Below are 24,260 nucleotides of genomic sequence, written 5' to 3' on the forward strand. Positions count from 1 at the left end.
GAGCCCACAAACGGGGGAAAACATGGCCAACGATGTCCATACTTCGCTGATTCACGCGCGTCCTCTGCGCCGGACCGCATCCGCACTGACCTCGCTGGTGGTGGCAGGCGGAATCCTGCTGGCCGGAATCGGCGCCGCGCCCCCTGCGCAGGCGGTCACTGCGCCTACCGTCGCCCTGCCCATGATCAACGTCGCCGGCTACACCGTCGACGGATTGACCTACACCAAGTGGAACGCCAACCGTGCCACGCTCGGCAACCCGATCGGCAGCAAGAACTGCGACGCCGTCAGTTGTTCTCAGCGCTTTCAGAAGGGCTACATCCTCTGGACCCAGAGGACCGGCGCGCAGATGGTCCTCAATTACGCGATCGGCGCACGGTACGCGGCCTCGGGATGGACGAGGGGATTCCTCGGTTTCCCGACCGGTGACGAATTCGGGCTCACCGTCCGTGGTGGGGCAGTCCAGAACTTCCAGAACGGCTACATCTACTGGTCGCCTGGAACCGGCGCACGGGTCGTCGCAGGCGCGATCAAGGGCTACTACGCGGCCACCCGATACGAGCGCGGCTTCCTCGGCTATCCCAGATCCGAAGAAGTCGCCGTCAGGAACGGTGTCCGGCAGGACTTCGAGGGTGGGAAGGTCTACTGGTCGGGCGCCAGCGGGACGAACTCCACCACGGGCGGCCACATCCAGACCTACTACGAGAACAAGGGCGGCCCGGAGTCCTACCTGGGCATGCCGACCAGCCCCAAGGTCGCCTGGCAGGGCGGCTACTACCAGCGCTTCCAAGGAGGCGTGATCACCTGGGCCTGGAACACCGGCCCCAGGAGCATCGACACCGCCCACTTCAACACGCTGGCCCAGGATTTCGGCAGGTACGGCTGGCCGACGACGGACACCTGGACGGATGCCGCAGGCACCCACACCCAGCTGGAGAGGGGCGTGATCACGACGAACGCGGCTGGCGCTACGCTCCCTCCGGGAGGGCCCGTGTACCCGTTCACAGATGTCGTGGCCACCGCGACGTCGGTGGTGCTCTACGGCGATTCGCAGCTCGACGGGAACTCCTGGAGCGAACAGGGCGCCCGGGCCATGGGCTTCACCGACCAGGCCTCGCACCTGGCGTTCGGCGGCCTCGGTTACTCCACCTCCAGCCCCTGGGCCGGTGGAACCGGCTGGACCGCAGTCCAGCAGGGACTCGTGCCCTTTCCGGGAGGCACCCCCGGCCTCGTCCTGGTCTCCATGGGCGGCAACGACGCGACGACGTGGAAGACCGACGCACAGGTCATCGCCGACAGCTCGGCCCTGTGGGCGAAGCTGAAGCTGATGTATCCGCAGAGCAGGATCGTGATCAACGGTGTCATGTCCCGCAACGACGCCCAGCACGTCCAGCGCCGTCACATCGACGCTGTCCTCGCCGCCAATGCTGCCAACCAGGGTGTCACGTTCATCTCCGTTGCCGGCCTCGCCAGCGCCGCCAACGCCCAGTACCTGGACGACGTCCACCTGGCGCAGGCGGGGCACGATGCGGTCGCCACGCTGTACACCGGGAGGCTGGCAGCCGCACTGGGCAGGTGACGAGGTTCGACGATCGGTACTCGTTGCCGCTCCGGGGGAGGGGACGCGTCCGGTCCAGGCCTTCTGCATGACGCATGCCCAGGGACGCTACGACGAGGGTGGCGGAGAAGAGCAGGCAGAGCACGAGCAGGAACAGATACGTCATCGACACTGCGACCGCTACCGGGGTTGCTGGGTCTTGATAGCGTGTGCCGCATGCCCATCAGACTCGAGAACGTCGGTATCGCGGTCCGCGACATCGAAGCGGCGATCGCCTTCTTCACCGACCTCGGGCTCACTGTTCTCGGCCGCGACACAGTCAGCGGGGAGTGGGCCGACACCGCGGTCGGTCTCGACGGCAACCACGCCAGGATCGCCATGCTCCAGACCCCCGATGGCGAGGGTCGCCTCGAACTCTTCGAGTACCTCCACCCCGACGCGATCGAGACGGAACCCACCCGACCCAACGAGATCGGCATGCACCGCGTCGCGTTCTCGGTCGACGACATCGACAGGGCCCTCGAGATCGCCGCGGGGCACGGCTGCTACCCCCTGCGCGGCGTGGCGACCTACGGAGACGTCTACAGGCTCACCTATGTCCGCGGCCCCAGCGGCATCATCGTGATGCTCGCCCAGGAACTGGACAAGGGCTGATCGGCGATCCCTGACCCGTAACCGCCGTCGACCGCCCGCGCAGCGATGCGGGCGGTCGACGGCGGGCGTCCCCGGCAGGTCCGTCGACCGACCCCGACCGATGCTCAGGCGCTCTCCTCGCCCTTGTCGTCGACTTCTTCGACCCACGACGGCGGCTCGTCGCGGCCCTGCTCCTCGTCCTTCTCGGCAGCCTCCGGGGTCTCCTGCACGATGCCCTGGGCGTGGTGCGTGGGCGCGTAGATCGTGTAGAGGCGCAGCGGCTGGTCCCCGGTGTTCTCGACGTCGTGCCAGGTGCCGGCAGGCACCTGGATGCTCCAACCGTCCGCGACGTCCTGCTGGAACGAGAGGTCGTCCTTCGAAGGCCCCATCTTGACGCGGCCCTTCCCGGCATCGATGCGCAGGAACTGGTCGGTGCCGTGATGCACTTCGAGGCCGATCGCTCCTCCGGGCTCGATCGACATGAGCGTCACCTGCAGGTGCTTGCCCGTCCAGGCGACGCGGCGGTAGGCGGAGTTCTCTGTCGCAGCACTCTCGATGTCGAAGGCGTTCGGGTTCGGTCCGTTGTCGGTGATGTCCATGACCGCATTCTGTCCCATGTCCCGCCCGGGTAGCGAGAACGGAGGAGGAACGACGCGCGACGACAGACCGTCAGGCAATGGACTACGCCGCCACCCTATAATCCAAGCATGCCCATCACGAGCCCCGCCCGGAGCACCCACTCCCAGCCGTCCGTCCTCGAGCAGTGCGGGAGACGACCGTGAGCGGGGGTCTCGTCGCCCTGCTGGACGACGTCGCAGCCCTGACCCGCATAGCGGCCGCGTCGATCGACGACGTCGCTGCCGGTGCCGCGAAGGCGGGCGCCAAGGCTGCCGGGGTGGTCATCGACGACGCCGCCGTCACGCCGCAGTACGTATCCGGGGCCGACCCGTCCCGTGAGCTGCCGATGATCAAGCGGATCTTCTGGGGCTCGCTCCGGAACAAGCTGCTGATCATCCTTCCGGCGCTGCTGCTCGTGAGCGCCTTCGTCCCCGCGATCATCCCGTTCATCCTCATGCTGGGCGGCACCTACCTCTGCTACGAGGGCGCCGAGAAGGTCTGGCACAAGCTCCGCGGCCATTCGACGGCCGAGAAGTCGCCGGCGGTCGAACGGGGCCCGGAAGCGGAAGCCAAGGTCACCAAGGGTGCCATCACGACCGACTTCATCCTCTCCTGCGAGATCATGGTCATCTCCATGAACGAGGTGGCCGACGAGTCCCTGTGGGTGCGGGCGCTCATCCTCGTCGTCGTCGCACTCGCGATCACGGTGCTCGTGTACGGTGCGGTCGCCCTCATCGTCAAGATGGACGATTTCGGTCTGCACCTGACGACGAAGGACTCCGCGGGCTCCCAGCGTTTCGGCGAGCTGCTCGTCCGGGGGATGCCCACCGTGCTGACCGCGATCACCCTCGTCGGCACGATCGCGATGCTGTGGGTCGGTGGCCACATCATGCTCCAGGGGGCCTACGACCTCGGGTGGCATCTTCCGTACGACCTGGTCCACGTCCTGGAGGCACCTTTCGCCGGTATCCCTGTGGTGGGCGGATTCCTGGCCTGGCTCGTGAACACCCTGTGCTCGGCCGTCCTCGGATTCGCCTGGGGTCTCGTCGTCATGGCGATCGTGCACCCGCTGCTGAAGCTGCTGCCGTCCGGCAGGAAGGGCGGGCACGAGGAGGGCGACGTCCGCGCCGCCGTCGCCGGCTACCGGCCGGCGAAACGCACTGCCGACCCCGACTCCTGACTCCATCCACGGGCCGGCAACCCGGACCGTTCCGACGTCGCCTCGACGGGGGTGTTGCTTCCCCCGCCTCTCTGGCAGGCTGACGCCATGATGGACCTCGCCCCCCGTACCCTGCCCGCGGACTCCCCGCCCAGGTTCGCCGACCCCCGGCGGTTCGGGACGCTGATCGGACTGGTCGGAGCCTGTGTCTTCGTCTTCGGCTACACGCCCGGCTTCTCCGACCCCCTCGCCGTCGGTGTCCGCATCCTGGTTCTCGTCGCCGTCGCGGCCACGCTCTGGTTCCTGTTCGTCAGCCCGCGGCCACTGGGGCCGCTCGTCCCGGCGGGGCCATGGCAGATGGGTGTCTATGTCCTGTGCGTGGTGGCCGAGTTCGCCGTGATCGCGGCGGGCACGCGCCTGATCGACGACGCCGGAGCCGGGCATCTCCGGCCGGCACTGATCACCCTGGTCGTGGGTGTGCACTTCCTGCCTTTCGCATGGGCGTTCTCCGAGCGCATGTTCTACACGTTGGGCGGGACGCTCGTCGTCCTCGGCGGTATCGGCCTCGTGATCGGCACGACGACCGGCGCACTCCTGTCCGCCGTCCTCGCCGGGTGGGCGATGTCATGCCTCCTGCTGGCGTACAGCCTCGGGTTCTTCCGACGAGGACGACGGGTCGACGCCGGACAGCCGGCGCACGAGCTGCGGGAGAGCTGATCCGCCGGGTCGGGCGCTGCAGATCGCGGGTGCATACTGTAGACACCCTGAAGATGTTCCCCGGCCTCGGTCGCGGGACTCCGCCGGACACACCGACGAGCCCCGTGCACGAACGTGGGATTCCTCCCGGTTTTCAAGCAGCCGGCGGCCGGGGGGAGTTGTCGCCGGTCCTTCCGCACCCACACCGTCACCGAGGATCGTGCCCTGAGGGTCGAACCTGCGTCCCGGCGGCGGACGGGCGTCCGGCTCAGACTGCGCCCTGCAGGCAACTCCTGAGTCGCTTGATGCCGTCCCGGATGCGGGTCTTGGCGGTCGGTACGGGGATCTCGAGGTACTCGGCGACCTCGGCGTAGGTCATGCCCGCGTAGTACGCGAGGTGGATCGCTTCGCGTTGGACGCCGGACAGGCTGCTCAGGCTCCCCCGGAGAGCATCAGCCTCGAGCTGGTGCAGGACCGCATCGGCGACCTGGTCGTAGTCGACCTCCCGGTTCTTGATACCCCACCGGAGGTCCCTGATGCGGTGGGATTCCTCTGTGCGGACCTTGTCGACCGCGCGCCGGTACGCGAGTGTCATGATCCACGACATCCCGGTGCCCAGCGCCGGATCGAAGCGAGCGGCTCCCCCCTGCCAGAGGGCGAGGAACACGTCCTGTGTCGTCTCCGCACTCATCTCGGCATCGCAGACGATCTTGCGGACGATTCCGTAGACGCGGCGGGACGTCTGCCTGTAGAGGGCGTCGAACGCCTGCACATCACCCTGTGCGACACGAAGCAGCAGGGCCCCTGGTTCGCAGGCGTGTTGGTCGAGCTCGTCGACGGGGTACGCGACGAACGGAGGCGGTGCGGGGGACACGGCCGGGATCTGGGCGGTGAGCATGTGCGTGAGACCTTCTGGTCACCATCGGCGTCAACCAGCTGGTGAGGGCACGGTGTGCCGACATCCATCGGATTGCTAAGTAACCTAGGAACAGCCAACCACACGTCGCCGGTGTCCGACAGGAGAAAATCGACAGGTTCGGGCCTGAGGGCTGTCGGCAGTCGAGCAGCGGTGGCACACTGGGGCGCATGATCGATGCTACGAAGGCGTTCAGCGGTTTCTCGGTCCGCGACATCCCCCAGGCGAAGGCGTTCTACGAGGACGTCCTCGGGCTGTCGGTCAGGGAGGATCACGGGATGCTGTCGATCGATCTGGGGAGCGGCCACCACGTCCTCGCGTATCCGAAGGGCCAGGAGCACGAGCCCGCATCGTTCACCGTCCTGAACTTCCCTGTGACGGATGTCGACGCCGCGGTCGACGAACTCACGGCCAGGGGCGTCGCCTTCCTCCACTACGACGGCATGACGGACGACAGGGGCGTGAACCGGCGGGGCGGCCCGCTCATCGCCTGGTTCACGGACCCCTCCGGCAACATCATGAGCGTGATCGCAGCGCAGTGAGCCCGGGCGGGCGTCGGATTCGGCCCTCAGAGCCGGGCGACGCTCAGCCCCGCGATGAACAACCCGACCAGCAGGAGGGTGACGCCCGTGATCGTCTGGCTGTGGCGCTGCATCCATGCGTCCAGGCCGGTCAGCATCGCATCGGCGTGTTCCGGCCGCCGCATCCGCAGGACGATCGGTACGAGGATCTCCGCCTGGGCGACCAGCACGTATCCGAGGACGACCAGCGTCCCTGCGAGAAGCCGGAGGTCCTGGAGCCCGATGAGTGCGCCCGCGGTCAGCGAGAGCAGGATCGCCTTCGGCCGTAGGTTCAGGGCCGTTCCCAGGATCAGGAACTCCCAGGGACGGGCCGAGCCGACGCGGGTCCGCAGTCTGCCCAGCACCGCGCTGTCCGTCCTGCGTGGGCGTGACAGGAGGTGGACGGCGTAGCCGGTCACGCATGCCGCCACGACCAGACCGACCACTGCCAGCTGCAGGTTCTGGTCCGCACCCTGCCGGACCGGCAGGAACCGCAGACCGAGGGCCGCACCACCCACCAGCAGGGCCGCCCCGGCGAGGCTGCCGATGAGGAACGACAGGGCGCCGCGGTGGGCGTTCGGGGACAACAGGATGATGATGGTCACGCTGGCGGGTACCGTGCTCATCGCCCCGGCCAGGGCGACGGGCAACAGGCTGATGAGAAGGCTCAGCATGGGAGCCTCATGCGGTGTCGCGGGCATGCGGAGAAGACGTCATGCCTCCTCCTCGCGTGGGGAGGGGAGTCTCGCCCTCCAGTGGGCCCGCCGGATCCGGATCTCGTTGTCCTCGTCCCTGAGGATCTCCTCGAGATCCGACTTGTCCCCGGTCAGGGCCCTCCGCCAGCCCGTCGACGGGTCCGCGTCGATGAGGACCGCCCGGACCAGCAGGGTCAGCGGAACGGCGAGGATGGCACCGATCGGCCCCAGGATCAGGGCCCAGAAGAGCACGGACACGAACGTCAGGGTCTCGCTGAGGGACACCGCATTGCCGATGTACTTCGGCTGGATCACGGACTGGATGGCGCTGTTGATCACGCCGTAGACGATGATCACCCCGATCGCGGTCGGCCACCCTCCGCTGAGGAACCCGAAGAACAGCGGCGGGACGATCGCGATGAAGTAGCCGACGTTCGGGATGAAGCTGCAGATGAAGGAGAGCAGGCCCCAGAGGAGGGCGCCCGGAACCTGGAGGAGGACGAGCACCAGCCAGTTGAAGGCGCCCTGGGCGACACCGAGCACCGTGGTGGCGACCATGTAGCGGCGGACCCCGGCCCCGAAGCCGATGAACGCGGAGACGAGCGCCGGCCGGTGGATGGTCAGGAAGGTGAGGAGCGCGGGCACGCGGGACCCGTCGACCGCCATGAGGATCAGCATCGTCAGGACGACCACGAGGGCGCTCACCACCGTCGTGACGCTTCCCAGCAGCCCGTTGACGAAACCGATGATGCGCTCCGGCGTCAACCCCTCCCGGACCCCGTCGGTCTGCTCCGCGCCGAAACCCACCGCCGCCAGCGTCTCCGCCACGGCAACGCCCACCCGATCCAGCTGCGGCGCGAACTGGGGGAGAAGTGCGGAGAACTGCGCGAGAGCCGACACCAGGACCATGCCGAAGGCGAGGAGGAGGGCGAAGACGGCAGCGATCGACGTCGTAGTGGCGATGCCCCGCGGGACCCCGTGCCGGTGCATCCAGCTCCGGAGCGGGTGCACGCAGAGGGTGAGGACGAACGCGAGGAACACCGGGGTGAAGACACCCCTGATCGCCGCGATCCCGAAGGCTGCCACGGTCGCTCCGCCGAGTGCGAGCAGGAGTGTGGTGCTGCGGGGGAGGGCGGGTCGCGGATCAGGACCGGGGAGTTCCGGCACCATCGGATTCTCCTTCTACTGCAGGGATGCGGTGAGCCGGGCAAGATTGTCGAGCGCCTTCTGCTTCCTGGGCCGTCGTATCCAGTCGTCGAGGAGGAGCTCGACGCTCTTCGCCCGGTACCCGTCCTCCACCCGCCGCATCGAATCGACCAGCCACGGCCCGTGGACCAGGACGGAGACCTCCATGTTCAAGGCGAACGACCGGACGTCCATGTTGCTCGATCCGATCACGGCGACGTCCTCATCGATCGTGAAGTGTTTCGAGTGCAGGACCTTGGGGGAGCGGTAGAGATGGATGCGGACGCCCGCGCGGAGCAGCGCCTCGTAGTAGGACCGTTGCGCATGGTAGACCAGCGGCTGGTCGCCCACCTCGGAGACGAACAGTTCGACGTCGAGGCCTCGCGCGGCGGCCGTCACGATGGCCATCATGATGGATTCCTCGGGTACGAAGTAGGGGCTGGTGATGCTGATGCGGTGCTCGGCCTTGTGGATCAGCGCCGTGTAGAGCTTGAGGTTGTTCTCGCTGTCGAAGCTCGGCCCGCTCGGCAGCACCTGGGCATCGAGGAGTGGTCGTCCGTTGCGGGTCGCCATCGGCGCCGGGTTGAGCCGCAGCTCGCTCCCGGATTCGCTGTACCAGTCGGTGGCGAAGACCGCATCGAGTTCACGCACGATCGGTCCCTCGACCCGGAGCATCAGCTCCTGCCAGGTGAGCCCGCGCCTCCTGTTGCTCTCCTTGTTGTAACTGGAGTCGATGAGGTTCTGCGACCCCATGAAACCCACCCTGCCGTCGACCACCACGATCTTCCGATGGTTGCGGAGATCGGGGCGCTGCCATTTCCCCTTCAGCGGCATGAGCGGCAGCATCGGGTGGTACTCGGCTCCGGCCCGTCGCAGGAAGTCCAGGGTCTCCTTCCGCCCCGGGTACATGAGGCCGGCGAGATGATCCGACAGCACCCGGACGTGGACCCCGCGTGCCGTTGCCCGGGCGAGCGCATCGAAGAACGTCCTGGTGGTGTCGTCGCGCGCGAGGATGTAGAACTCCACGTGCACGTAGGTGTCGGCCTGGTCGATGGCGTCGATCATGGAGTCGAAGGTGCCGGTGTAGTCGTCGAGGAGCTCGAAGGTATTGCCGCCGACCATGGGGAGCGCCCCGAGGTTCAGGTTCAGTGTGACGGCCGAGTGGAGCCATTCGGGCCAGTCCTCCTCGTGGGTGACCGGAGGCGGCTCCTCGGCGCGCTCGAGGACCCGGGTGTTCACCTCGCGCTGCTTCTCGCGGCGTCCGCGGGGCAGCTTCGCATTCCCCACGAGCAGGAAGGCCAGGGCGCCGAGCACCGGTATGAAGATGATGGCCAGCACCCAGGCGATGGCCGACGACGGCCGACGGTTCGTGGACAGAAAGACAGCTGCCACCGCGATCAGGACGAGATGGACCGCCAGCACCAGCAAGGCAGCCCTCTCAGGGTCCTGGAAATAGGCGAGCACCGAGCACCCCCGGATCTTGACGATCGTGTCGCAGTCCATCTGACGCCACGCACATGCTTCATTGTCTACGCGGGAAAACGCCGGGGTCTCACCCCTAAAGGATGAGAGAGGGGAGCGGACGGGAACGCACCACGTCGGCCGAGGTCCTCCGCCGCCCTGCGCACTGCGGTTTCGAGGAAGCCCTGCCGGTTCGCCACGGTGGTCCGAGGGATACCATGGCTCATGATCCGGCGGCAGGACCTGAAGCGCCCGGCGCTGTTCGTCCACCTCGACCGCGGAACGCGGAGTCGATTGCTGCTCGGCGCGGTCGTCCGCACGGGTTCCGTCGTGGGCCTGACGCTCCTGCTGTACGCGGTGATGCCGGTCGGAGGCTTCGACGAGGACAATCCGACGGCGGCCTGGCTGCGACTCGTCCTGGTCGCCGTGGTGTTCCTCGCGGCCATGACCCTCCAGGTCCGACTGGTGGTCGGCGCCCAGGCGCCGGTGGTCCGTGCGGTGGAAGCCGTGGTGCAGAGCGTCGTGTTGTTCCTCTGCCTCTTCTCGATGCTCTATACGGCTCTGTCGACGGCGGATCCCGCCTCGTTCAGCGAACCGCTCAGCAAGATGGACGGCCTGTATTTCACCAGTACGATTCTCACGACCGTCGGATTCGGCGATATCACGCCGAAGAGCGACCTCGCCCGTGCCGTTGTGACGGTCCAGATGATCACGGGCCTCGGGGTCCTGGCGCTGATCGCGAAGGTCTTCCTCTTCGCCGCCCGGCAGCCGCGCGGGGTCGCCTGAGCGCCGGCTCACCGCCCCAATGCCACACCTGAGGGGGCGGCGATGTCCGGCTGCGCCCCGACACGGGTCAGGGGCCCCCGGGTGGGAGACCCCTGACCGGCTGAGGTCGGACAGCTACCGTCCGAGGTCAGACAGCTACCTTCGACTTGATCGCGTCGAACTCGCTCGGGGTGATGGTTCCCGAGTCGAGGAGACCCTTGGCCTTCGTGATCTCGTCGCTGGGGCTCGGGGAGGCAATGCTGCGGATGTACGCCTCGTTCGCTTCCTGCCGCTGGCGGGCGCTGTCCAGGGACCGCTCCGTCATCCCGTTGCCCCGGACGACCAGATAGATGAGTACGGTCAGGAACGGTATGAAGACGAGGGCGACGAGCCAGACCGCTTTCAGCCAGCCGCTGAGCTCCCGGTCGCGGAAGACGTCGCCCATCACGGCGAAGAGGGCGTAGAGGTAGCCCACGAACGCGTACAAGCAGAAGAGCCACCAGACGACGTCCCAGAAGTTTTCGAAGAAGTTCATGTTATTTCCCATGCTCGCAGTGGTGCGGCGGTGTTCTGCGTGAACGCGGTCGCAAGGGGGTGAGGTCGGCCCTCAATTGAGTAGTCGTGTCCCGGATCATCTGGGTCTCAGCACTCGACCTCCTTCGCGAGATCGGTGACTGCGGTCTGCAGGTCCGTCGCTTCGGTCCGCAGGGATTCGACTGCTTCGGGCACCGTGGCCTGGTCGCGGACATCGTCGACGGCCTTCTCGAGGTTGCGTTCGGCAGCAGCGACGGCCGTCATCCGATCCTCGGCGACTTCCACCGCGGCCCTGTCCATGTCGTTGTAGGTCTTGACGACCTCGTCACGCGCCGTGCGGAGCTGCTCGATCGTGACCTCGGGGGTGAGGGTGGCCTTGAAATCGGTGACGGCCCCGTCGAACGCCGTCGCGGCGTCGCAGAGACGCGCGGCACCGGCTTCACCCGGTGCGCTGCTCGTACTGCTGGTCGAGCTGCTGGGGGCGGCCGGCGTCTCGGTCGCCGCACCGGAACCGCAGCCCGTCAGCACCAGGATCGTCACCCCCATCGCGAGGGGTGCGGCCAGAGGATGGTGGATTGTTGACACGGGAGGCTCCCTCGTAGGTTGACGACCGTTCCGCTGCCCGTCCCACGGCTGCTGCAGCCATTGTTGCTCCGGCATGTGACAGGGTCCTCACCCCTTCCGGATGAGAACGAGGCCTGCCGGGGGGAAGGATGACAGATCATCCTGAGCGGGTGAGGCCGGACCGCCGTCGTGCGGGGAGTATTCGGGGAGTATCCAAGGGCTGCAGTTCCGTGACCGGAGGGAGCGTTCCATGGAAGTCGGACCGGCGCGATCGGACGTTGCCCCGTCCCGCGCGGGCGTACCGGGTGGTGCGGTCGAGCAGGACGGAGACGCCATGACCGCCGAGAGCGAGGAACTCACCCGCCTCAGGTACCAGGTCGCCGAGCTCGAGCGGGAGCGGGACGCGGCCCAGCAGTCGGCGACCGTGCGGCGGGGAGGATCTCCTGCGCGGGCCTGGCGATGGGCGGCCGCCGTCCTCCTCGTCGTCCTCACCGCGGTGTCCGCGCTCGTCGCCGTACCCGCCATGTATCTCCGCGCGGAGTTGCTGGACACCGACCGGTACGTGGCGACCGTCGCCCCTCTGGCGGTGGAACCCTCGGTCCAGCGCGAGATCGCCGGCAAGGTCACCGAACAGATCACCCGGGCGGCGGATGTCGAAGGAGCCACCCGGGACGCCCTGACCGAACTCACCCGGGACACGCCGCGGGTGGCTCCCGTCATCACGGGGCTCGCGCCGGCGATCGCCGAGCAGTTCGAATCCCTGGTCGGGACGGCGGTGACGCGGTTCGTGGAGAGTCCCCGGTTCGAGGACCTGTGGATCGGCGCGAACCGGACCGCCCACCAGGCCCTCGTGAGTCTGGCCGAGGGAAGGACCGATGGGGGTGTCACGATCGATGAGACCGGTGCCGTCACCATCTCCTCGCGTGAGATCGTCGCCGAGGTCAAGGACCGGCTCCTCCAGCAGGGAGTCGGTATCGCGGCGAGGATTCCCGACACGGACGCCCGCATCACCCTCTTCCAGTCGCCCGAACTGGCCCGGGCCGCCCGGGCCCTCGACACGCTGGACCGTGCTGCACCCTTCCTCGTCGGACTGTCGGTCCTGAGCGCCGTCGGAGCCATCGCCGTCGCACCCCGGGGGCGACGGCGCCGCGTCACCGGTGCGATCGGCCTGGCGTCCGCCGCGGCCATGGCCTTGCTCGCCCTCGGGCTGGCCATCGGTCGGGGCGTCTACCTCTCCGTGGTCCCGCCCGACGTGCTCTCACCGGCGGCGGCTGAAAGCCTTTTCGACGCCCTGGTCTCACCGCTGCGGACCAGCCTGCGGGTCGTCCTCGTCGTCAGCCTCCTGATCGCCCTGGTCGCCTTCCTTCTCGGTCGATCACGAACGGCCACGGAACTCCGCAACGGTCTGGCACGCGCCGGTGATGCCGTCTCCCGCAGAGCCCCCACGGGAAGCGTCCGACCATGGCAGCGCTCCCTGGCGAGGTACCGGCGCGTGATCGAGGGCGCCGTGGTCGGCCTTGCGCTTCTCCTCCTCGTCTTCTGGCCGGACCCGACCGCGGCCGTGGCCGCGTGGACGCTCGTCGTCGTCGTGGCGCTGATACTCGTCGTCGAGCTCGCGTGCCGCCCGGCAGGAACCCGGCGTTCCTCGGAGACGGTCCTCGCCGCGGGCCCCCGGGTGCAGGGACAGGAGTTCCCCTGAGATGAACCGGACCAAGGGACTTCAGCCTTCCCCGCCGTCGGGTGGGCACGGCCCGGGCCGGGTCGCACCACTCCGGGAGGTCGGACGCCATGGCCACTGAGACCGTCCACGGGGCACCTCCTCTCCGGACACACCTGGCCCTGTGCATCCCTGCAATGATCGTCGGGGCCGTCTCCGCGGCAGGGTTGTTCGCCGTCGAGGAGCTTGCGCACGCCGTCGAGCACCTGCTGTGGGGGACCCTGCCGGCCGCCTGGAACGTGGATCCTGCATCCGGGTGGTGGATCTTCGGCATCCTCACGCTGACGGGGGTCGCGATCGGCCTGATCGTGCAGTTCGCCCCGGGCCACGGTGGTGCGGACTCCGCGACGACCGAACTCATCGCGCCGCCGCTCAGGTTGTTCGCGGTGCCGAGTCTGCTGGTGGTCACGGTGATCGGTCTGGCCGGCGGCGTCAGCCTCGGCCCCGAGATCCCCATCATCGCGTTCAACACGGCCGTCCTCGTGGCTCTCATCGGTCGGCTCCGGCCGGGTATCGGCACCGAGTTCGTCGTGATGGTCACGGCGGCGGGAACGATCGGTGCCCTCTTCGGGACGCCCGTGGCGGCCGCTCTCGTCTTCACGGGCGTCGTCGCCGGATTCAAGGGTGGAGGGGCTCTCTGGGACCGGCTCTTCCTCCCCCTCGTGGCGGCGGGCGCGGGAACGATCACGATGAGATGGCTCGATGGTCCCCAGCTGCCCGATGCGGGGTTCCCGGAGCTCGGTACCCCCGGTGCCGCCGATCTGGTGGCGGGTATCGGGGTCACCGTCGTCGCTACGATCATCGGGCTCGGCGCCGTGTACGTGTTCCCGCACGCGCACCGGTTCTTCCACGGCCTGAAGAACCCTGCGATCTACATCGCACTGGGTGGTGCCGTCCTGGGTGTCCTCGGGGTCCTCGGTGGTCCCGTGACCCTCTTCAAGGGCGCGAGCCAGATGGGCGAGCTCATCCAGAACCAGGGGGACTACTCGGCCCTGGATCTGCTCTTCATCATCGCGGTCAAGCTCGCGGCCCTCGTCGTGGCCGCGGCCGCCGGTTTCCGGGGCGGCCGCATCTTCCCCGCGGTCTTCATCGGCACGGCTGCGGGACTGGCGGCCTGCGCCGTCGTCCCGGCCATCCCACTCGGACTGGGACTGGCCTGCGGGATCCTCGGCGTCGTGCTGCCCGTGGCACGCGACGGCTGGATAGCCCTGTTCATCGCCGTCGTGGTGATCGGAGACGCCACGGTGCTGCCCGTCCTCTGTGTGGCGATCCTGCCGGCGTGGCTTCTGGTGTCCCGGGCGCCCGAGATGCTGATCCACACGGAGGCGGTTGCAGGGCCCAAGGAGCCGCCGACGGGGCAGGCGTAGGCCGCGGTCCCGCTGCCGTGGCCGATCCGGCAGAGGCCGTCAGAGCCGAGGGGCGCAGCCGGGCGGCGCGGAGTTGCCGCTGATGGTGAAGTCCTCGCACGTGAGGAAGGCGGCGTGGTTCCGGCCCAGCAGGAAGCACGTGGCGGCGATGGCCAGCACGGCCGCGACGACGATGATGCGCCACTTCAGGGGTAGGTCCTCCCCGAATTCGGGCCAGATGATCCGCGCCAGGACCCAGATCGTCGCCGGTATGCCGAGAATGGCGACGGTCCCCCCGAGGGTGTCGACCAGCGGCCCGAGGAAGCCCCGGTCGCCCTTGAAGAAGATCGCGAGGACGAGCCACAGCGACGGGACGGACAGGGCAGCCGCCTTGGCGAGCCGGTGCCGGTCCTCCTGGCGGCGGATCAGGACGACGAGGAGGGCCGCCGTGGCGGCAGCCCAAACGCTCAGGATCTGTTCGAAGAACAGGACCCCCCACGCGCCGAGGGTGAAGGACGGCCACCAGACCGCGATGCTCATGCCGACGGCTACGACGGCGGTCGGCCGGGAAGGCTTTCTCACGGTCGTCTCCGGTTCGTCTGACGGCAGTGTCACGGCGGGCCCCTTCGGGAAGGTTCTGCGGATGTCCCGGACGGGGTTCATCATCGCGGACCACCGCAGTGGTGTCCTCATCTCCAAGGGATGAGCCGAAGCTCCCGCGCGGTGCGGTTGGCCCCGGCAACGGCCGCCCTGTCCGGTGCCCGACGTCGACACCTCGACGCACGCCGGAGGAGGCGGACGGCCACCTGACGAGCTCGAAGGACTGTGGGACCATTCGGAGATGCATGTCGATGGCGCGCCAGGCGCGCAGGGCGATCAGAGGTCGGCGAAGCCGCGGGAACGGGTCGGGTCGGGTCACCGCGACTCCGTCGCCCGAGCCCGCGCGGCGGGACGGGACGCCCGCCGGGCGATGCCGCGACGCGAGCAGGCCGACTATACCTCCCACCGGCGGGACGTCGTCGACATCCTCGAGCAGCAGCAGAGGACCCGCCTCCCCGAGCTGGCGCCCGTGCGGATCGGACGGATGCTGGAGTCCCCGTTCGCCTTCTACCGCGGGGCCGCGGCCGTCATGGCACAGGACCTGAGCCGGGCGAAGGTCACCGGACAGATCGTGATGGCCTGTGGCGACGCGCACCTGGCGAACTTCGGCTTCTTCGCCAGCCCGGAACGACGGCTGATCTTCGATCTCAACGACTTCGACGAAGCGTATCCAGCGCCGTGGGAATGGGACATCAAACGCCTGGCCGCGAGCGTCTGGTTGAACGGGCGCAATGGTTCGCACACCGAGGACGAGTGCCGGAAAGCCACGCAGGCCTGCCTGCGCGGATACCGCACAGCGTTCCAGCAGCTGTACCGGGGCACCGCGGCCGATCGCTACTACTTCCATGTGGACGCGGACCTGCTCCGCACGACCAAGGCGATGGCCGGCCGGCACATCAGGGAGGAGAGCACCAAGGCCCGGCGGCGGACGTCCGAGCAGGCACTGACCCGGCTGTCCTCCCGCACGACCGACGGTGAACCGCGGATCATCGATCAGCCCCCGATCATGAGGCATCCCGACGTCATGGACCTCGCCCTGATCGAGCACCTGGCAGGGAAGTACCGCAGCACGCTGCGTGCCGACACGGCGCTCCTGATCAGCCAGTACAGGCTGGTGGACTACGCCCTCCGGATCGTCGGCGTCGGCAGTGTGGGGACGCGCTGCTGGATCCTCATGTTCGAAGGGCCCGCGGGGGAACCGCTCTTCCTGCAGGCCAAGGAGGCAGGGAAGTCGGTGCTGGAGACCCATGGAGGCCTGGCGCAGCCCGCCGGGCCGATCGCCGATTCGCTGGTGACGCACGGGGAAGGTAGCCGGGTCGTCGGAGCCCACAGGATCCTGCAGGCCCACTCCGATCCCTTCCTGGGCTGGATCAGTGGCGTCGAAGGACCCGACGGACACGTGCGCGACTTCTACATCCGCCAGTTCCGCGACATGAAGGGGTCCTTCCGCCTCGCCGAACTCGACGTCGACGAATCGGTGGACTACGGGGCCCTGTGCGGCTCGATGCTCGCGCGGGCGCACTCCCAGAGCCCGGGCAGTGCCTTCATCGCCGGCTATCTGGGCAGGAGCGACACCTTCGACGAGGCGGTCGCGGCCTGGGCCAGGGCTTACGCGGATCAGACGGAGCAGGATTTCGAGCACCTCCGCCAGGCGGTCCTGGCCGGGCGCATCCCGGCCGAGTTCGGCGTCTGACCTGCCCGGACCGTGCGCCCGCGGTGGCCGGAGAGCCACCGACAGGTCACCGTCCGGTGGGGTCACGCACCCCCGCCAGCGGACCGGCGGGTCAGAATTCCCGGATGTAGCAGAGCATCCGGTAGTCCTCGCCCGGTTCGATGTTGAGGAATCCGTGACGCTCGTAGAACCGCCGGGTGTCGACGTCGACCTCGTCCACGTCGATGTGCATCTCGCCGGCCCCCCGGAGCCGCACTCCGTCGACCGCCTCGGCGAGCAGCGCGGTGCCGATACCCCGGTCCCGTCGTCCCGGGCGGACGTACAACTCCTCCAACTGCGCGAGGGGTCCGTCGTAGTAGGGCGTGGGACGGACGGTGAGGAAGGCGAAACCGGTCGCGTCGCCGGCCTCGTCCTCCGCGAGGACCACGAGGACGTCGGGCAGCGTGAGCAAGCGGCGGAAGCGCTCGCCGAGCAGCAGCGCGGTCGGCGTCGGGGAGTCGAACTCCGTGTTGAAGGCGTGCAGGAGCTGCCCGACGGTGACGGCGTCGTCCTGCGCTGCCGTCCTCACCCGAGGGGCCGGCCCTCCCGGGCGTGGTGGACCCTTCATCCCTCCGGCTCCGGGTCCACGGCGCCCGCAGCCGCGCGCGCGTACGACGCCGACACCTGGCGGTAGACCGGCGTGAAGAACGCGGCCACGGCGGCCAGGATCATGATGATCCCGGCGACCAGGAACACCAGGGCGATGCCGCGGGACGTGCCCTCGCCCAGGAGTGGTGCCAGCCGGGCGGCGCCCTCGGCGGACCTCGCGTAGGGGATGATCCAGAACTGGGCGATCGGCGCGATCATGAACGCGGTGACCGGGGCTGCCGCGGACTCGAACGCCATGGCGAACCCGAACACGCGGCCCTGCCGCTCGAGCGGCACCGTCTGCTGGATGACCGTCTGCTCGGCGGCCTCGATGAAGGGGATCAGCACCAGGTACGCCCAGATCCCCGCGATGTACAGCCACCCCCATTCGCGCAGGGTGAACACCGCGCCGAGCACGCCCATCGCGACGACCGCGAGGAGCATCGTCCGCAACGGGTTGGACCCGAGCCCGAACTTGCCGATCAGCGCCCCGCCGACGATGAACCCCGTGGCACCGACGGCGAACAGCGTGCCCCACATCTCCACGGAGAACAGTTCCAGGCCGTAGGGGTCCATGAGCGCCATGTAGACGCCCCCCACGAAGTTGTTGAACGTCGAGAACAGGATCAGCGCGAACAGGCCGGGGATGGCCATCACGGCAGCGAAGGACCCGCGGAGGTCGAACCCGCCGTGGGCGTCGCTCGTGGCGACGTGCACCTCCTCGGGCATGCGCAGCGTCAGCAGGTGGAGGGCGGTCAGGGCGGTCAGGACGATGGCGACGGCGATGGTCCAGCCCATGCCCAGCAGGCCGACCGAGAGACCCGAGAGCACCGAGGTGACGATGAACATCAGCCCCTGCACCATGCCCACGAGTCCGTTGGCGTTGGCCCGCCGGTCCGGCTCGATCAGGATGGTGACCGTGGTGGACAGCGCGATGTTGCGCATGTTCTCCACCACCGCGCCGATCAGGATGACCAGCGTGAACACCCAGAACCACGGCTGTGTCAGGTCCAGGAGCCACGCGGTGGGCGTCACCAGGAACATCGCGCCGGACAGCAGGAACATCACCAGCGTGAAGCCGGCGGCGAAGCGCATCACGGCCAGTTTGCGGAAGCGGTCCACGAAGGTGCCGAAGCTGATGCTGGAGAGGGCGATCAGGAGCATGTACGCACCGCCCACCACGCCCGTGGCGATGACGTTGCGGGTCTCGAGGTACACCCAGAACGTCAGGGCGAACCAGAGGTAGCTGGTGGTGATATTGGCGAGGGCGGTGTTGACGAGGATCCCGGCGAAGGTCCGGGACCGCGCCTTCGGACCGCGGACCTGCCCGTCGATGCCGGCGTCGCGGTCGTCATCGACCCCGACGGCGGCGCCAGGGGAGTTCTCGGGGACATCAGTGCCGCCGTGGTGAGCCGCAGCGGTCGGAGGCGGGGGCGGTTCCTGCCCGGTCATGCGGATCAGTGTACTGAGAACCCCGATCCGCCGGAAGGACTCCCGGCGCGTCCGCCGGGCACCCGATCCTCGAGCGCGGTGCCGCGGGGACGTGCGCTCAGCGTACACCGCGCCGCGGGAAGGGGATGCGGTCCAGGTCGGAGGCGGCGACGACGCTCGCAGACCCGGCCGTGCGCCGTGCCTGCGAGGCGAGCACCCCCAGGTCGTCGTACCGGCAGGAGAAGTGCGTGAGTACGAGTGTCCCCACTCCACCGGCACCGGCGATCGCGCCGGCCTGCCCCGCTGTGAGGTGCAGGTACTGCGCGGCGAGGGCGCCGTCGTCGTCACTGAAGGTGGATTCCGCGACCAGGAGGTCGGCGCCGTCCGCGAGCGCGGAGGCGCCGTCGCAGACGGCGGTATCCATGACGAACGCGAAGCGGCGGCCCGGCCGGTGCACGCTGACGTCCTCGAGGCGGACGCCTCCGAGGGAACCCTCGCGCTGCAGTCGGCCGACGTCGGGTCCCGAGATGCCCGCGGCAGCGAGCCGGTCGGGCAGGACTGTCCGCCCGTCCGGTTCGGCGACCCGGTAGCCGTACGCCTCGATGCGGTGGCGGAGCGGCTCCACCTCGATCCCGGGCGCGATCGCACCGGCCTCGCCATGGGGGTGCAGGTGCAGGTCCAGTCCGGGGGTCGCGAGGCCGACCAGTGCCCGCACCACGTCGGCGCCCGCCGCCGGGAAGTGGAGGTGCACCGGGTGCGCGACGCCGTCGAGCACCATGCGGGACAGGACGCCGGGCAGGCCGAAGCAGTGGTCCCCGTGGACGTGCGTCAGGCAGATGCGCGAGATCCTCGACGCCGGGACGCCGGCCAGGATCATCTGCCGCTGCGTGCCCTCGCCGGGGTCGAAGAGGATGCCCTCGCGTTCCCAGCGGAGGAAGTAGCCGTTGTGGTTGCGGGTACGCGTGGGTACCTGCGATGCCGTGCCGAGGATGACGAGCTCACGCATGGCCCCAGTCTTGCACCGTGCATCCCGGAGGTCGGCGCCGGGCAGTGGACCGGCCGCACGCCAGGCGAAAGAATGGGGTGCGCCCGCACCAGCGGGACAGCGGCGCAGTGGGGGTTGCCCCGCGGTCAGGAGCGTGATCGGTTGGCACAGCGAGGACGGTCCCAGGCCCCCGGGCCGACGGAGGCGACGCGGCAGGCGGCCTGGAAGCAGGGCTCCTGGACCCTGCCGTCACCGGAACTGGTCCCTGCCGCCCTGGTGTCCCTCGCGGGCCCCGTGCTGTTCGTGCTGCACCAGCCACTCGCCGGCTATGCCCTCCTCGTGGTGGCGCTCGGCGCGGCAGCGGTGCTGAGCAGGGCCCTCTTCCGGGACCTGCTGGTCGTCGCCTTCGGCCTGTCGGTCATGAGCCTCGTCCCCATCACCACCGACATCAGTCCGGCGCACATGGCCGTCATGGGCACGGCGATGATCCTCGCCGTGGGCGTGCCCTACGCCGTCTCCCGCTTCGCCTACCGCGATCACGCCATCACGTTCCCCGTGCGCACGGGCACGCCGTGGACACGTACCGAGAAGTGGTACCTGCCCGTCGTCGTCGTGATCGGATACGCCCTGCTCCCGGTGTACATGCTCGGCACGGGGGTCTACATGAACTGGCCGGCGGCATCGGAACCGGCCGAGATCACCCGGCTGTTCATCGGCACCAACGGGCTCGGCATCTGGGACGAGCTCTTCTTCATCTGCACCGTCTTCGCCCTGCTGCGCCGGCACCTGCCCATGGCGCAGGCCAACGTCCTGCAGGCCGTGCTCTTCACCTCCTTCCTGTGGGAGCTGGGGTTCCACGCCTGGGCGCCGCTGTTCATCTTCCCGTTCGCGCTCCTGCAGGCGTTCATCTTCACCCGGACCCGATCGCTCTCCTACATCATCTGCGTGCATCTCCTGTTCGACCTCGTCCTGTTCCTCGTCCTGATCCATGCGCACAACCGGGCGTGGCTCGACATCTTCCTCTACTGACGGTTGACGCATGTCTGCTAAAGGGGTTCACTAGTTGAGTAACTAACCAGCAGATGTGGAGGTCCCGGTGATCGAGGAAGGGAAGCCTCTGTTCGTGCAGATCGCCGAGCAGGTCGAGGACTCGATCGTGGACGGCTCCCTGGCCGAGGAGGCGCAGGCACCGTCCACCAACGAACTCGCCGCCTTCCACCGCATCAACCCGGCCACCGCGGCGAAGGGGGTGAACATGCTCGTCGACAAGGGTGTGCTGTACAAGCGTCGGGGGATCGGCATGTTCGTCGCAGCCGGTGCCCGGGACATGCTGCTGACCGAGCGGCGCCGCGAGTTCGCGCTCCGCTACGTGCAGCCGCTCCTCGTCGAGGCGCGCAGGATCGGGCTCGGGCCCGACGACGTCGCGGACCTCATCCGTGCCGGTGCCGAACCGGCGACTCCGTAACGTCAGTCGAATTGAAGGACACCATGGACTCTGTCATCGAGGTCCGTCACCTCACGAAACGCTACAAGGACGTCCTCGCACTCGACGACGTCACCTTCGACATCCAGAGGGACGCCATCTACGGCTTCCTCGGCCGCAACGGTGCCGGGAAGACCACCGCCATGTCCATCCTCACCGCGCAGAACCTGCCCACGAGCGGGCAGGTCCGCGTCTTCGGCGAGGACCCGTACGAGAACGCCGTCGTCCTCAGCCGCATGTGCTTCGTGCGCGAGAGCCAGAAGTACCCCGATGACGCGACACCGCGCCATGCCCTCGCCTCTGCGCGCCTGTTCTTCCCGCGGTGGGACCAGGATCTCGCCGACGACCTGGTGGAGGAGTTCCAGCTGCCGCTGAAGCGCACCATCAAGAAGCTCTCCCGCGGGCAGCTCTCGGCCGTCGGCGTCATCATCGGCCTCGCCTCCCGCGCGGAGATCACCTTCTTCGACGAGCCGTACCTCGGTCTCGACGCCGTCGCGCGCCAGACCTTCTACGACCGGCTGCTGACCGACTATGCGGAGCACCCGCGGACGGTGCTCCTGTCCAGCCACCTCATCGACGAGGTCGCGAACCTCATCGAGCGCGTGCTCGTCATCGACGGCGGGCGCATCATCATGGACGAGTCCACGGAGGACGCCCGCGCACAGGCCACGAACGTGGTCGGCGACGCCGCCACCGTCGAGACGGCGCTCCGCGGCCGCGAGGTCATCCACCGGGAGAGCCTCGGTCGCGTGAGCTCCGTGACCTTCCTGGGGCGGCTCGACGACGCTGAGCGCGCCGCGTTCGCCGCGGTCGGACTCGACCTGGCGCCCGTGTCCCTGCAGCAGCTGATCGTCCGCCTCACCCAGCAGAGAACTCCAGGCCGTGACACGCTCGCCCCGGCATCACAGGAAGGAACCCTCCGATGACTACCCTCGAGTCCGGCAGCATCATGCGTCCTGCCGCAGCACGCAACCGCACACGCAACGTGGTGCGCCTGCAGTTCGTCAACACGCAGACGTTCCTCTGGGTGCCTGCCCTCGTCCTGGCCGGCGCCTGGGTCCTCACAATACTCATCTACTGGATGCTCGAGGGTGCAGGGGTCAGCGGGGTCAAGACCGGCGGGGGGTCACAGGCGCCGCTGTGGTACTTCCTCGTGGTCGGGATCCAGGCCATGACTCTCACCTTCCCCTTCTCCCAGGCGCTGAGCCTGACACGCAGGGAGTTCTACCTCGGCTCCCTCGCAGCCGCCGCGGTGAGCGGGCTAGGGATGTCGCTGCTGTTCACGTTCCTCGGGCTGATCGAGCAGTCCACAGGGGGCTACGGGATGAACGGTTACTTCGCGTACCTGGAATGGGTATGGGAGAGAGGACCGCTCGCCGCCGGCCTGACGTACTTCGTCCTCACCATGCTGTTCTTCATCCTCGGCTTCTGGTCGGCCACGATCTACAAGCGGTACGGTACGGCGGTGCTCACAATCGTCCTGATCGGGATCGGCCTCGCGCTCGTGGGCCTCGTCGCGCTCGTGACGTGGCGGCAGGCCTGGCCCGAGGTGGGGCAGTGGATCCTCGAGACCGGTTCACTGGGACTGACTCTCTGGGCCATCCTGGTGTCCGCACTGCTCGCCATCGGTTCCTACCTCACGCTGCGCAGGATGCCCGCCTGATGCTCGAGGACGCAGGCGGCCCTGCCGGCTTCATCGACGAGTCGCTCCAGCACGAGAGCTCGTGGGAGCGGGCCGAGGAGTTCGAGCAGCGGTACGGTGCGCACCTCGAGTACTACGGCGCGTCCGTCGGCGCGGTGCGCGGCACCATTCGCAACACCGCGCGCCGCTACCCGGGCCTCGGGCACGACGACGTCACGGCGCTCGCCTCCGAGCTGTGGTCCCGCCCGGTGTTCGAGCGTCGGCTGGCCGCCGTCGTGCTCCTGCAGTCCTCGGTGTGCCTCCTGCGTTCCTCCGACCTCACCAGGATGGAGGGCTTCCTCCGATCGGCGCGCGTGCCCGCACTCGTCGACCCGCTCGCGGTGGACGTCGTCGGGCCCCTGATCCTCCGCCTGCCGGGGCCGGACGCCGTCCGCGCGAAGGCGGTGCTGGACCGGTGGGCGGCTGCGGACGATGCCTGGCTGCGCCGCGCCGCGGTCCTCGCACACCTGCCGGCCTTCAGGTCGGGGGAGGGCGACGACGCCTCGTTCCGCAGGACGGTCCGCCTCGTCTCGGGCGCACAGCAGGGGCGGGTGGCCGCCGTCGAGGAGGCCGTCGCCCTGGTCCGGTCGAGCGGCGCGGGCTAGCGGACGTCGATGGTGCGGATGAGCCGTCCGCGGAGTGTCGGCACGAGGTGGTGCAGGCCCATCAGGCTCAGTCCGTAGCGCCGCACGCGCCGCATGGAGGTGGCCACGCGGAGCCGGGGGTCGATGAGCACCGCCGCGCGGCCGAGCCGGTGGGCCACCCGGGCGGAGAAGTCGATGTCCTCGTCGCGCGTGTCGATCGAGGTGCGCTCGAAGCCGCCGGTCTCGAGGTACGCCGACGCCCGGACGGCCATGTTGTGACCCGCGACGAAACGGAGGTACGCGGCATCGAGGTGCTTCGCCGCGATCAGGACGCGCAGGAGCCGCAGGGCGCCCGGCATGAGCAGGCCGTCGCCCGGGCGGTAGTACCTGTCCCGGAGCGGGACGCTCGTCCCGCCGACCAGGGCCACCTCCGGCCTGCCGGCGAACAGTCCGGAGATGCGACGGGCCCAGTCCTCCTCGGGTTCGCTGTCGCCGTCGGTCCGGGCGACCAGCGTGAAGCCGTCCTCGATCGCCCTGCGGAAGCCGGTGTCGCTCGCGGCGCCGGTGCCCTTCTGCAGCTCGGTGAGGACCGTGATGCCGAGGGACGGGTGGGCGGCGGCGAAGCGCCGGACGCGCTGCACGGTGTCGTCGGTGGACGCGTTGTCCACCACGTAGACGTGCAGCAGCTCCCTGTCCAGCTGCCGGTGGAGCGCCCCGAGCGTGAGGGCGATGTCCTGTTCGTTGAAGACGGGGACGACGACGGCGAGCCGGTCGGTCATGGAATGGTCCT

General features: G+C 68.7%; 26 protein-coding genes. 14 read left to right on the plus strand and 12 right to left on the minus strand.

Annotated features, from left to right (window positions below):
• Nucleotides 1–22 precede the first annotated feature (22 nt).
• Nucleotides 23–1,579: a GDSL-type esterase/lipase family protein gene (locus CXQ97_RS03675; RefSeq protein WP_104179495.1), complete on the plus strand. Its 1,557-nt coding sequence runs from the start codon at nucleotides 23–25 to the stop codon at nucleotides 1,577–1,579.
• A 195-nt stretch (nucleotides 1,580–1,774) separates the two neighbouring features.
• Complete coding sequence (locus CXQ97_RS03680; protein ID WP_104179496.1) at nucleotides 1,775–2,212, plus strand: VOC family protein; 438 nt, start codon at nucleotides 1,775–1,777, stop codon at nucleotides 2,210–2,212.
• Nucleotides 2,213–2,316: 104 nt separating this feature from the next.
• Here CXQ97_RS03680 and CXQ97_RS03685 read toward each other — a convergent pair whose 3' ends face one another.
• Nucleotides 2,317–2,790, minus strand: coding sequence for a cupin domain-containing protein (locus CXQ97_RS03685; protein WP_104179835.1), 474 nt, complete (start codon nucleotides 2,788–2,790; stop codon nucleotides 2,317–2,319).
• Nucleotides 2,791–2,969: 179 nt separating this feature from the next.
• Between CXQ97_RS03685 and CXQ97_RS03690 the strand changes: the two genes are divergently transcribed.
• Both CXQ97_RS03690 and CXQ97_RS03695 read left to right on the plus strand, forming a co-directional pair.
• Nucleotides 2,970–3,989 carry a DUF808 domain-containing protein gene (locus CXQ97_RS03690; protein ID WP_104179836.1) on the plus strand — a complete coding sequence of 340 codons (1,020 nt, stop codon included), beginning with the start codon at nucleotides 2,970–2,972 and terminating at the stop codon, nucleotides 3,987–3,989.
• Nucleotides 3,990–4,076: 87 nt separating this feature from the next.
• On the plus strand, nucleotides 4,077–4,685 hold the full coding sequence (locus CXQ97_RS03695; protein ID WP_104179497.1) for a hypothetical protein: 609 nt from the start codon (nucleotides 4,077–4,079) through the stop codon (nucleotides 4,683–4,685).
• Nucleotides 4,686–4,932: 247 nt separating this feature from the next.
• Here the strand turns inward: CXQ97_RS03695 and CXQ97_RS03700 are convergent, their stop codons facing one another.
• The gene (locus CXQ97_RS03700; protein ID WP_104179498.1) at nucleotides 4,933–5,562 is read right to left on the minus strand and encodes a sigma-70 family RNA polymerase sigma factor; all 630 of its coding nucleotides are present in this window, start codon (nucleotides 5,560–5,562) and stop codon (nucleotides 4,933–4,935) included.
• A 188-nt stretch (nucleotides 5,563–5,750) separates the two neighbouring features.
• On the opposite strand from CXQ97_RS03700, the gene CXQ97_RS03705 reads away from it, so the two are divergent.
• Nucleotides 5,751–6,122 carry a VOC family protein gene (locus CXQ97_RS03705; protein WP_104179499.1) on the plus strand — a complete coding sequence of 124 codons (372 nt, stop codon included), beginning with the start codon at nucleotides 5,751–5,753 and terminating at the stop codon, nucleotides 6,120–6,122.
• Nucleotides 6,123–6,148: 26 nt separating this feature from the next.
• On the opposite strand, the gene CXQ97_RS03710 is transcribed toward CXQ97_RS03705, so the two are convergent.
• The 3 genes from CXQ97_RS03710 to cls are packed head-to-tail and all read right to left on the minus strand — an operon-like array spanning nucleotide 6,149 to nucleotide 9,523.
• Nucleotides 6,149–6,814, minus strand: coding sequence for a GAP family protein (locus CXQ97_RS03710; protein WP_181034962.1), 666 nt, complete (start codon nucleotides 6,812–6,814; stop codon nucleotides 6,149–6,151).
• A 39-nt stretch (nucleotides 6,815–6,853) separates the two neighbouring features.
• Nucleotides 6,854–8,005 carry an AI-2E family transporter gene (locus tag CXQ97_RS03715; protein WP_104179501.1) on the minus strand — a complete coding sequence of 384 codons (1,152 nt, stop codon included), beginning with the start codon at nucleotides 8,003–8,005 and terminating at the stop codon, nucleotides 6,854–6,856.
• A gap of 12 nt (nucleotides 8,006–8,017) precedes the next feature.
• Entirely contained in the window at nucleotides 8,018–9,523 is a 1,506-nt protein-coding gene (cls, locus tag CXQ97_RS03720) for a cardiolipin synthase (protein WP_104179502.1), read from the minus strand.
• Between the two features lie 183 nt (nucleotides 9,524–9,706).
• On the opposite strand from cls, the gene CXQ97_RS03725 reads away from it, so the two are divergent.
• Complete coding sequence (locus CXQ97_RS03725; protein WP_104179503.1) at nucleotides 9,707–10,267, plus strand: potassium channel family protein; 561 nt, start codon at nucleotides 9,707–9,709, stop codon at nucleotides 10,265–10,267.
• A 127-nt stretch (nucleotides 10,268–10,394) separates the two neighbouring features.
• Here CXQ97_RS03725 and CXQ97_RS03730 read toward each other — a convergent pair whose 3' ends face one another.
• Nucleotides 10,395–10,781 (minus strand): SHOCT domain-containing protein, encoded by a 387-nt coding sequence (locus tag CXQ97_RS03730; RefSeq protein WP_104179504.1) that lies wholly within the window; start codon nucleotides 10,779–10,781, stop codon nucleotides 10,395–10,397.
• Nucleotides 10,782–10,888: 107 nt separating this feature from the next.
• Entirely contained in the window at nucleotides 10,889–11,365 is a 477-nt protein-coding gene (locus CXQ97_RS03735) for a hypothetical protein (RefSeq protein ID WP_146069565.1), read from the minus strand.
• A gap of 229 nt (nucleotides 11,366–11,594) precedes the next feature.
• Between CXQ97_RS03735 and CXQ97_RS03740 the strand changes: the two genes are divergently transcribed.
• Nucleotides 11,595–13,043 carry a hypothetical protein gene (locus CXQ97_RS03740; RefSeq protein ID WP_146069566.1) on the plus strand — a complete coding sequence of 483 codons (1,449 nt, stop codon included), beginning with the start codon at nucleotides 11,595–11,597 and terminating at the stop codon, nucleotides 13,041–13,043.
• A gap of 89 nt (nucleotides 13,044–13,132) precedes the next feature.
• Nucleotides 13,133–14,428, plus strand: a complete 1,296-nt coding sequence (locus CXQ97_RS03745) for an ion channel protein (protein ID WP_104179507.1) — start codon at nucleotides 13,133–13,135, stop codon at nucleotides 14,426–14,428.
• A gap of 39 nt (nucleotides 14,429–14,467) precedes the next feature.
• On the opposite strand, the gene CXQ97_RS03750 is transcribed toward CXQ97_RS03745, so the two are convergent.
• The gene (locus CXQ97_RS03750; protein ID WP_258062226.1) at nucleotides 14,468–15,022 is read right to left on the minus strand and encodes a hypothetical protein; all 555 of its coding nucleotides are present in this window, start codon (nucleotides 15,020–15,022) and stop codon (nucleotides 14,468–14,470) included.
• A 226-nt stretch (nucleotides 15,023–15,248) separates the two neighbouring features.
• Here CXQ97_RS03750 and CXQ97_RS03755 point away from each other — a divergent pair, with 226 nt between their 5' ends.
• The gene (locus tag CXQ97_RS03755) at nucleotides 15,249–16,700 is read left to right on the plus strand and encodes a DUF2252 domain-containing protein (protein WP_104179508.1); all 1,452 of its coding nucleotides are present in this window, start codon (nucleotides 15,249–15,251) and stop codon (nucleotides 16,698–16,700) included.
• Between the two features lie 91 nt (nucleotides 16,701–16,791).
• Here CXQ97_RS03755 and CXQ97_RS03760 read toward each other — a convergent pair whose 3' ends face one another.
• The 3 genes from CXQ97_RS03760 to CXQ97_RS03770 all read right to left on the minus strand — a co-directional run bounded on the left by CXQ97_RS03760 (nucleotide 16,792) and on the right by CXQ97_RS03770 (nucleotide 19,743).
• The gene (locus CXQ97_RS03760) at nucleotides 16,792–17,247 is read right to left on the minus strand and encodes a GNAT family N-acetyltransferase (protein WP_258062227.1); all 456 of its coding nucleotides are present in this window, start codon (nucleotides 17,245–17,247) and stop codon (nucleotides 16,792–16,794) included.
• 35 nt (nucleotides 17,248–17,282) lie between these two features.
• Nucleotides 17,283–18,758: an MFS transporter gene (locus tag CXQ97_RS03765; protein WP_104179510.1), complete on the minus strand. Its 1,476-nt coding sequence runs from the start codon at nucleotides 18,756–18,758 to the stop codon at nucleotides 17,283–17,285.
• Nucleotides 18,759–18,855: 97 nt separating this feature from the next.
• On the minus strand, nucleotides 18,856–19,743 hold the full coding sequence (locus CXQ97_RS03770; protein WP_104179511.1) for a ribonuclease Z: 888 nt from the start codon (nucleotides 19,741–19,743) through the stop codon (nucleotides 18,856–18,858).
• 237 nt (nucleotides 19,744–19,980) lie between these two features.
• Between CXQ97_RS03770 and CXQ97_RS03775 the strand changes: the two genes are divergently transcribed.
• The 5 genes from CXQ97_RS03775 to CXQ97_RS03795 all read left to right on the plus strand — a co-directional run bounded on the left by CXQ97_RS03775 (nucleotide 19,981) and on the right by CXQ97_RS03795 (nucleotide 23,491).
• Entirely contained in the window at nucleotides 19,981–20,751 is a 771-nt protein-coding gene (locus CXQ97_RS03775) for a CPBP family glutamic-type intramembrane protease (protein ID WP_104179838.1), read from the plus strand.
• Nucleotides 20,752–20,818: 67 nt separating this feature from the next.
• Nucleotides 20,819–21,187 (plus strand): GntR family transcriptional regulator, encoded by a 369-nt coding sequence (locus tag CXQ97_RS03780; protein WP_104179512.1) that lies wholly within the window; start codon nucleotides 20,819–20,821, stop codon nucleotides 21,185–21,187.
• Between the two features lie 23 nt (nucleotides 21,188–21,210).
• A complete protein-coding gene (locus CXQ97_RS03785) occupies nucleotides 21,211–22,131 on the plus strand; it encodes an ABC transporter ATP-binding protein (RefSeq protein WP_104179513.1) in 921 nt (306 codons plus the stop codon).
• The gene (locus tag CXQ97_RS03790) at nucleotides 22,128–22,868 is read left to right on the plus strand and encodes a hypothetical protein (protein ID WP_104179514.1); all 741 of its coding nucleotides are present in this window, start codon (nucleotides 22,128–22,130) and stop codon (nucleotides 22,866–22,868) included. The genes CXQ97_RS03785 and CXQ97_RS03790 overlap by 4 nt, the downstream gene beginning before the upstream one ends.
• Nucleotides 22,868–23,491: a DNA alkylation repair protein gene (locus CXQ97_RS03795; RefSeq protein ID WP_104179515.1), complete on the plus strand. Its 624-nt coding sequence runs from the start codon at nucleotides 22,868–22,870 to the stop codon at nucleotides 23,489–23,491. The genes CXQ97_RS03790 and CXQ97_RS03795 overlap by 1 nt, the downstream gene beginning before the upstream one ends.
• Here CXQ97_RS03795 and CXQ97_RS03800 read toward each other — a convergent pair.
• Nucleotides 23,488–24,249 carry a glycosyltransferase family 2 protein gene (locus CXQ97_RS03800; protein WP_104179516.1) on the minus strand — a complete coding sequence of 254 codons (762 nt, stop codon included), beginning with the start codon at nucleotides 24,247–24,249 and terminating at the stop codon, nucleotides 23,488–23,490. The genes CXQ97_RS03795 and CXQ97_RS03800 overlap by 4 nt on opposite strands.
• Between the last annotated feature and the right edge of the window lie 11 nt (nucleotides 24,250–24,260).

The sequence above is a fragment of the Arthrobacter sp. B0490 genome, from assembly GCF_002929355.1.
Classification (GTDB): Bacteria; Actinomycetota; Actinomycetes; order Actinomycetales; family Micrococcaceae; genus Arthrobacter_D.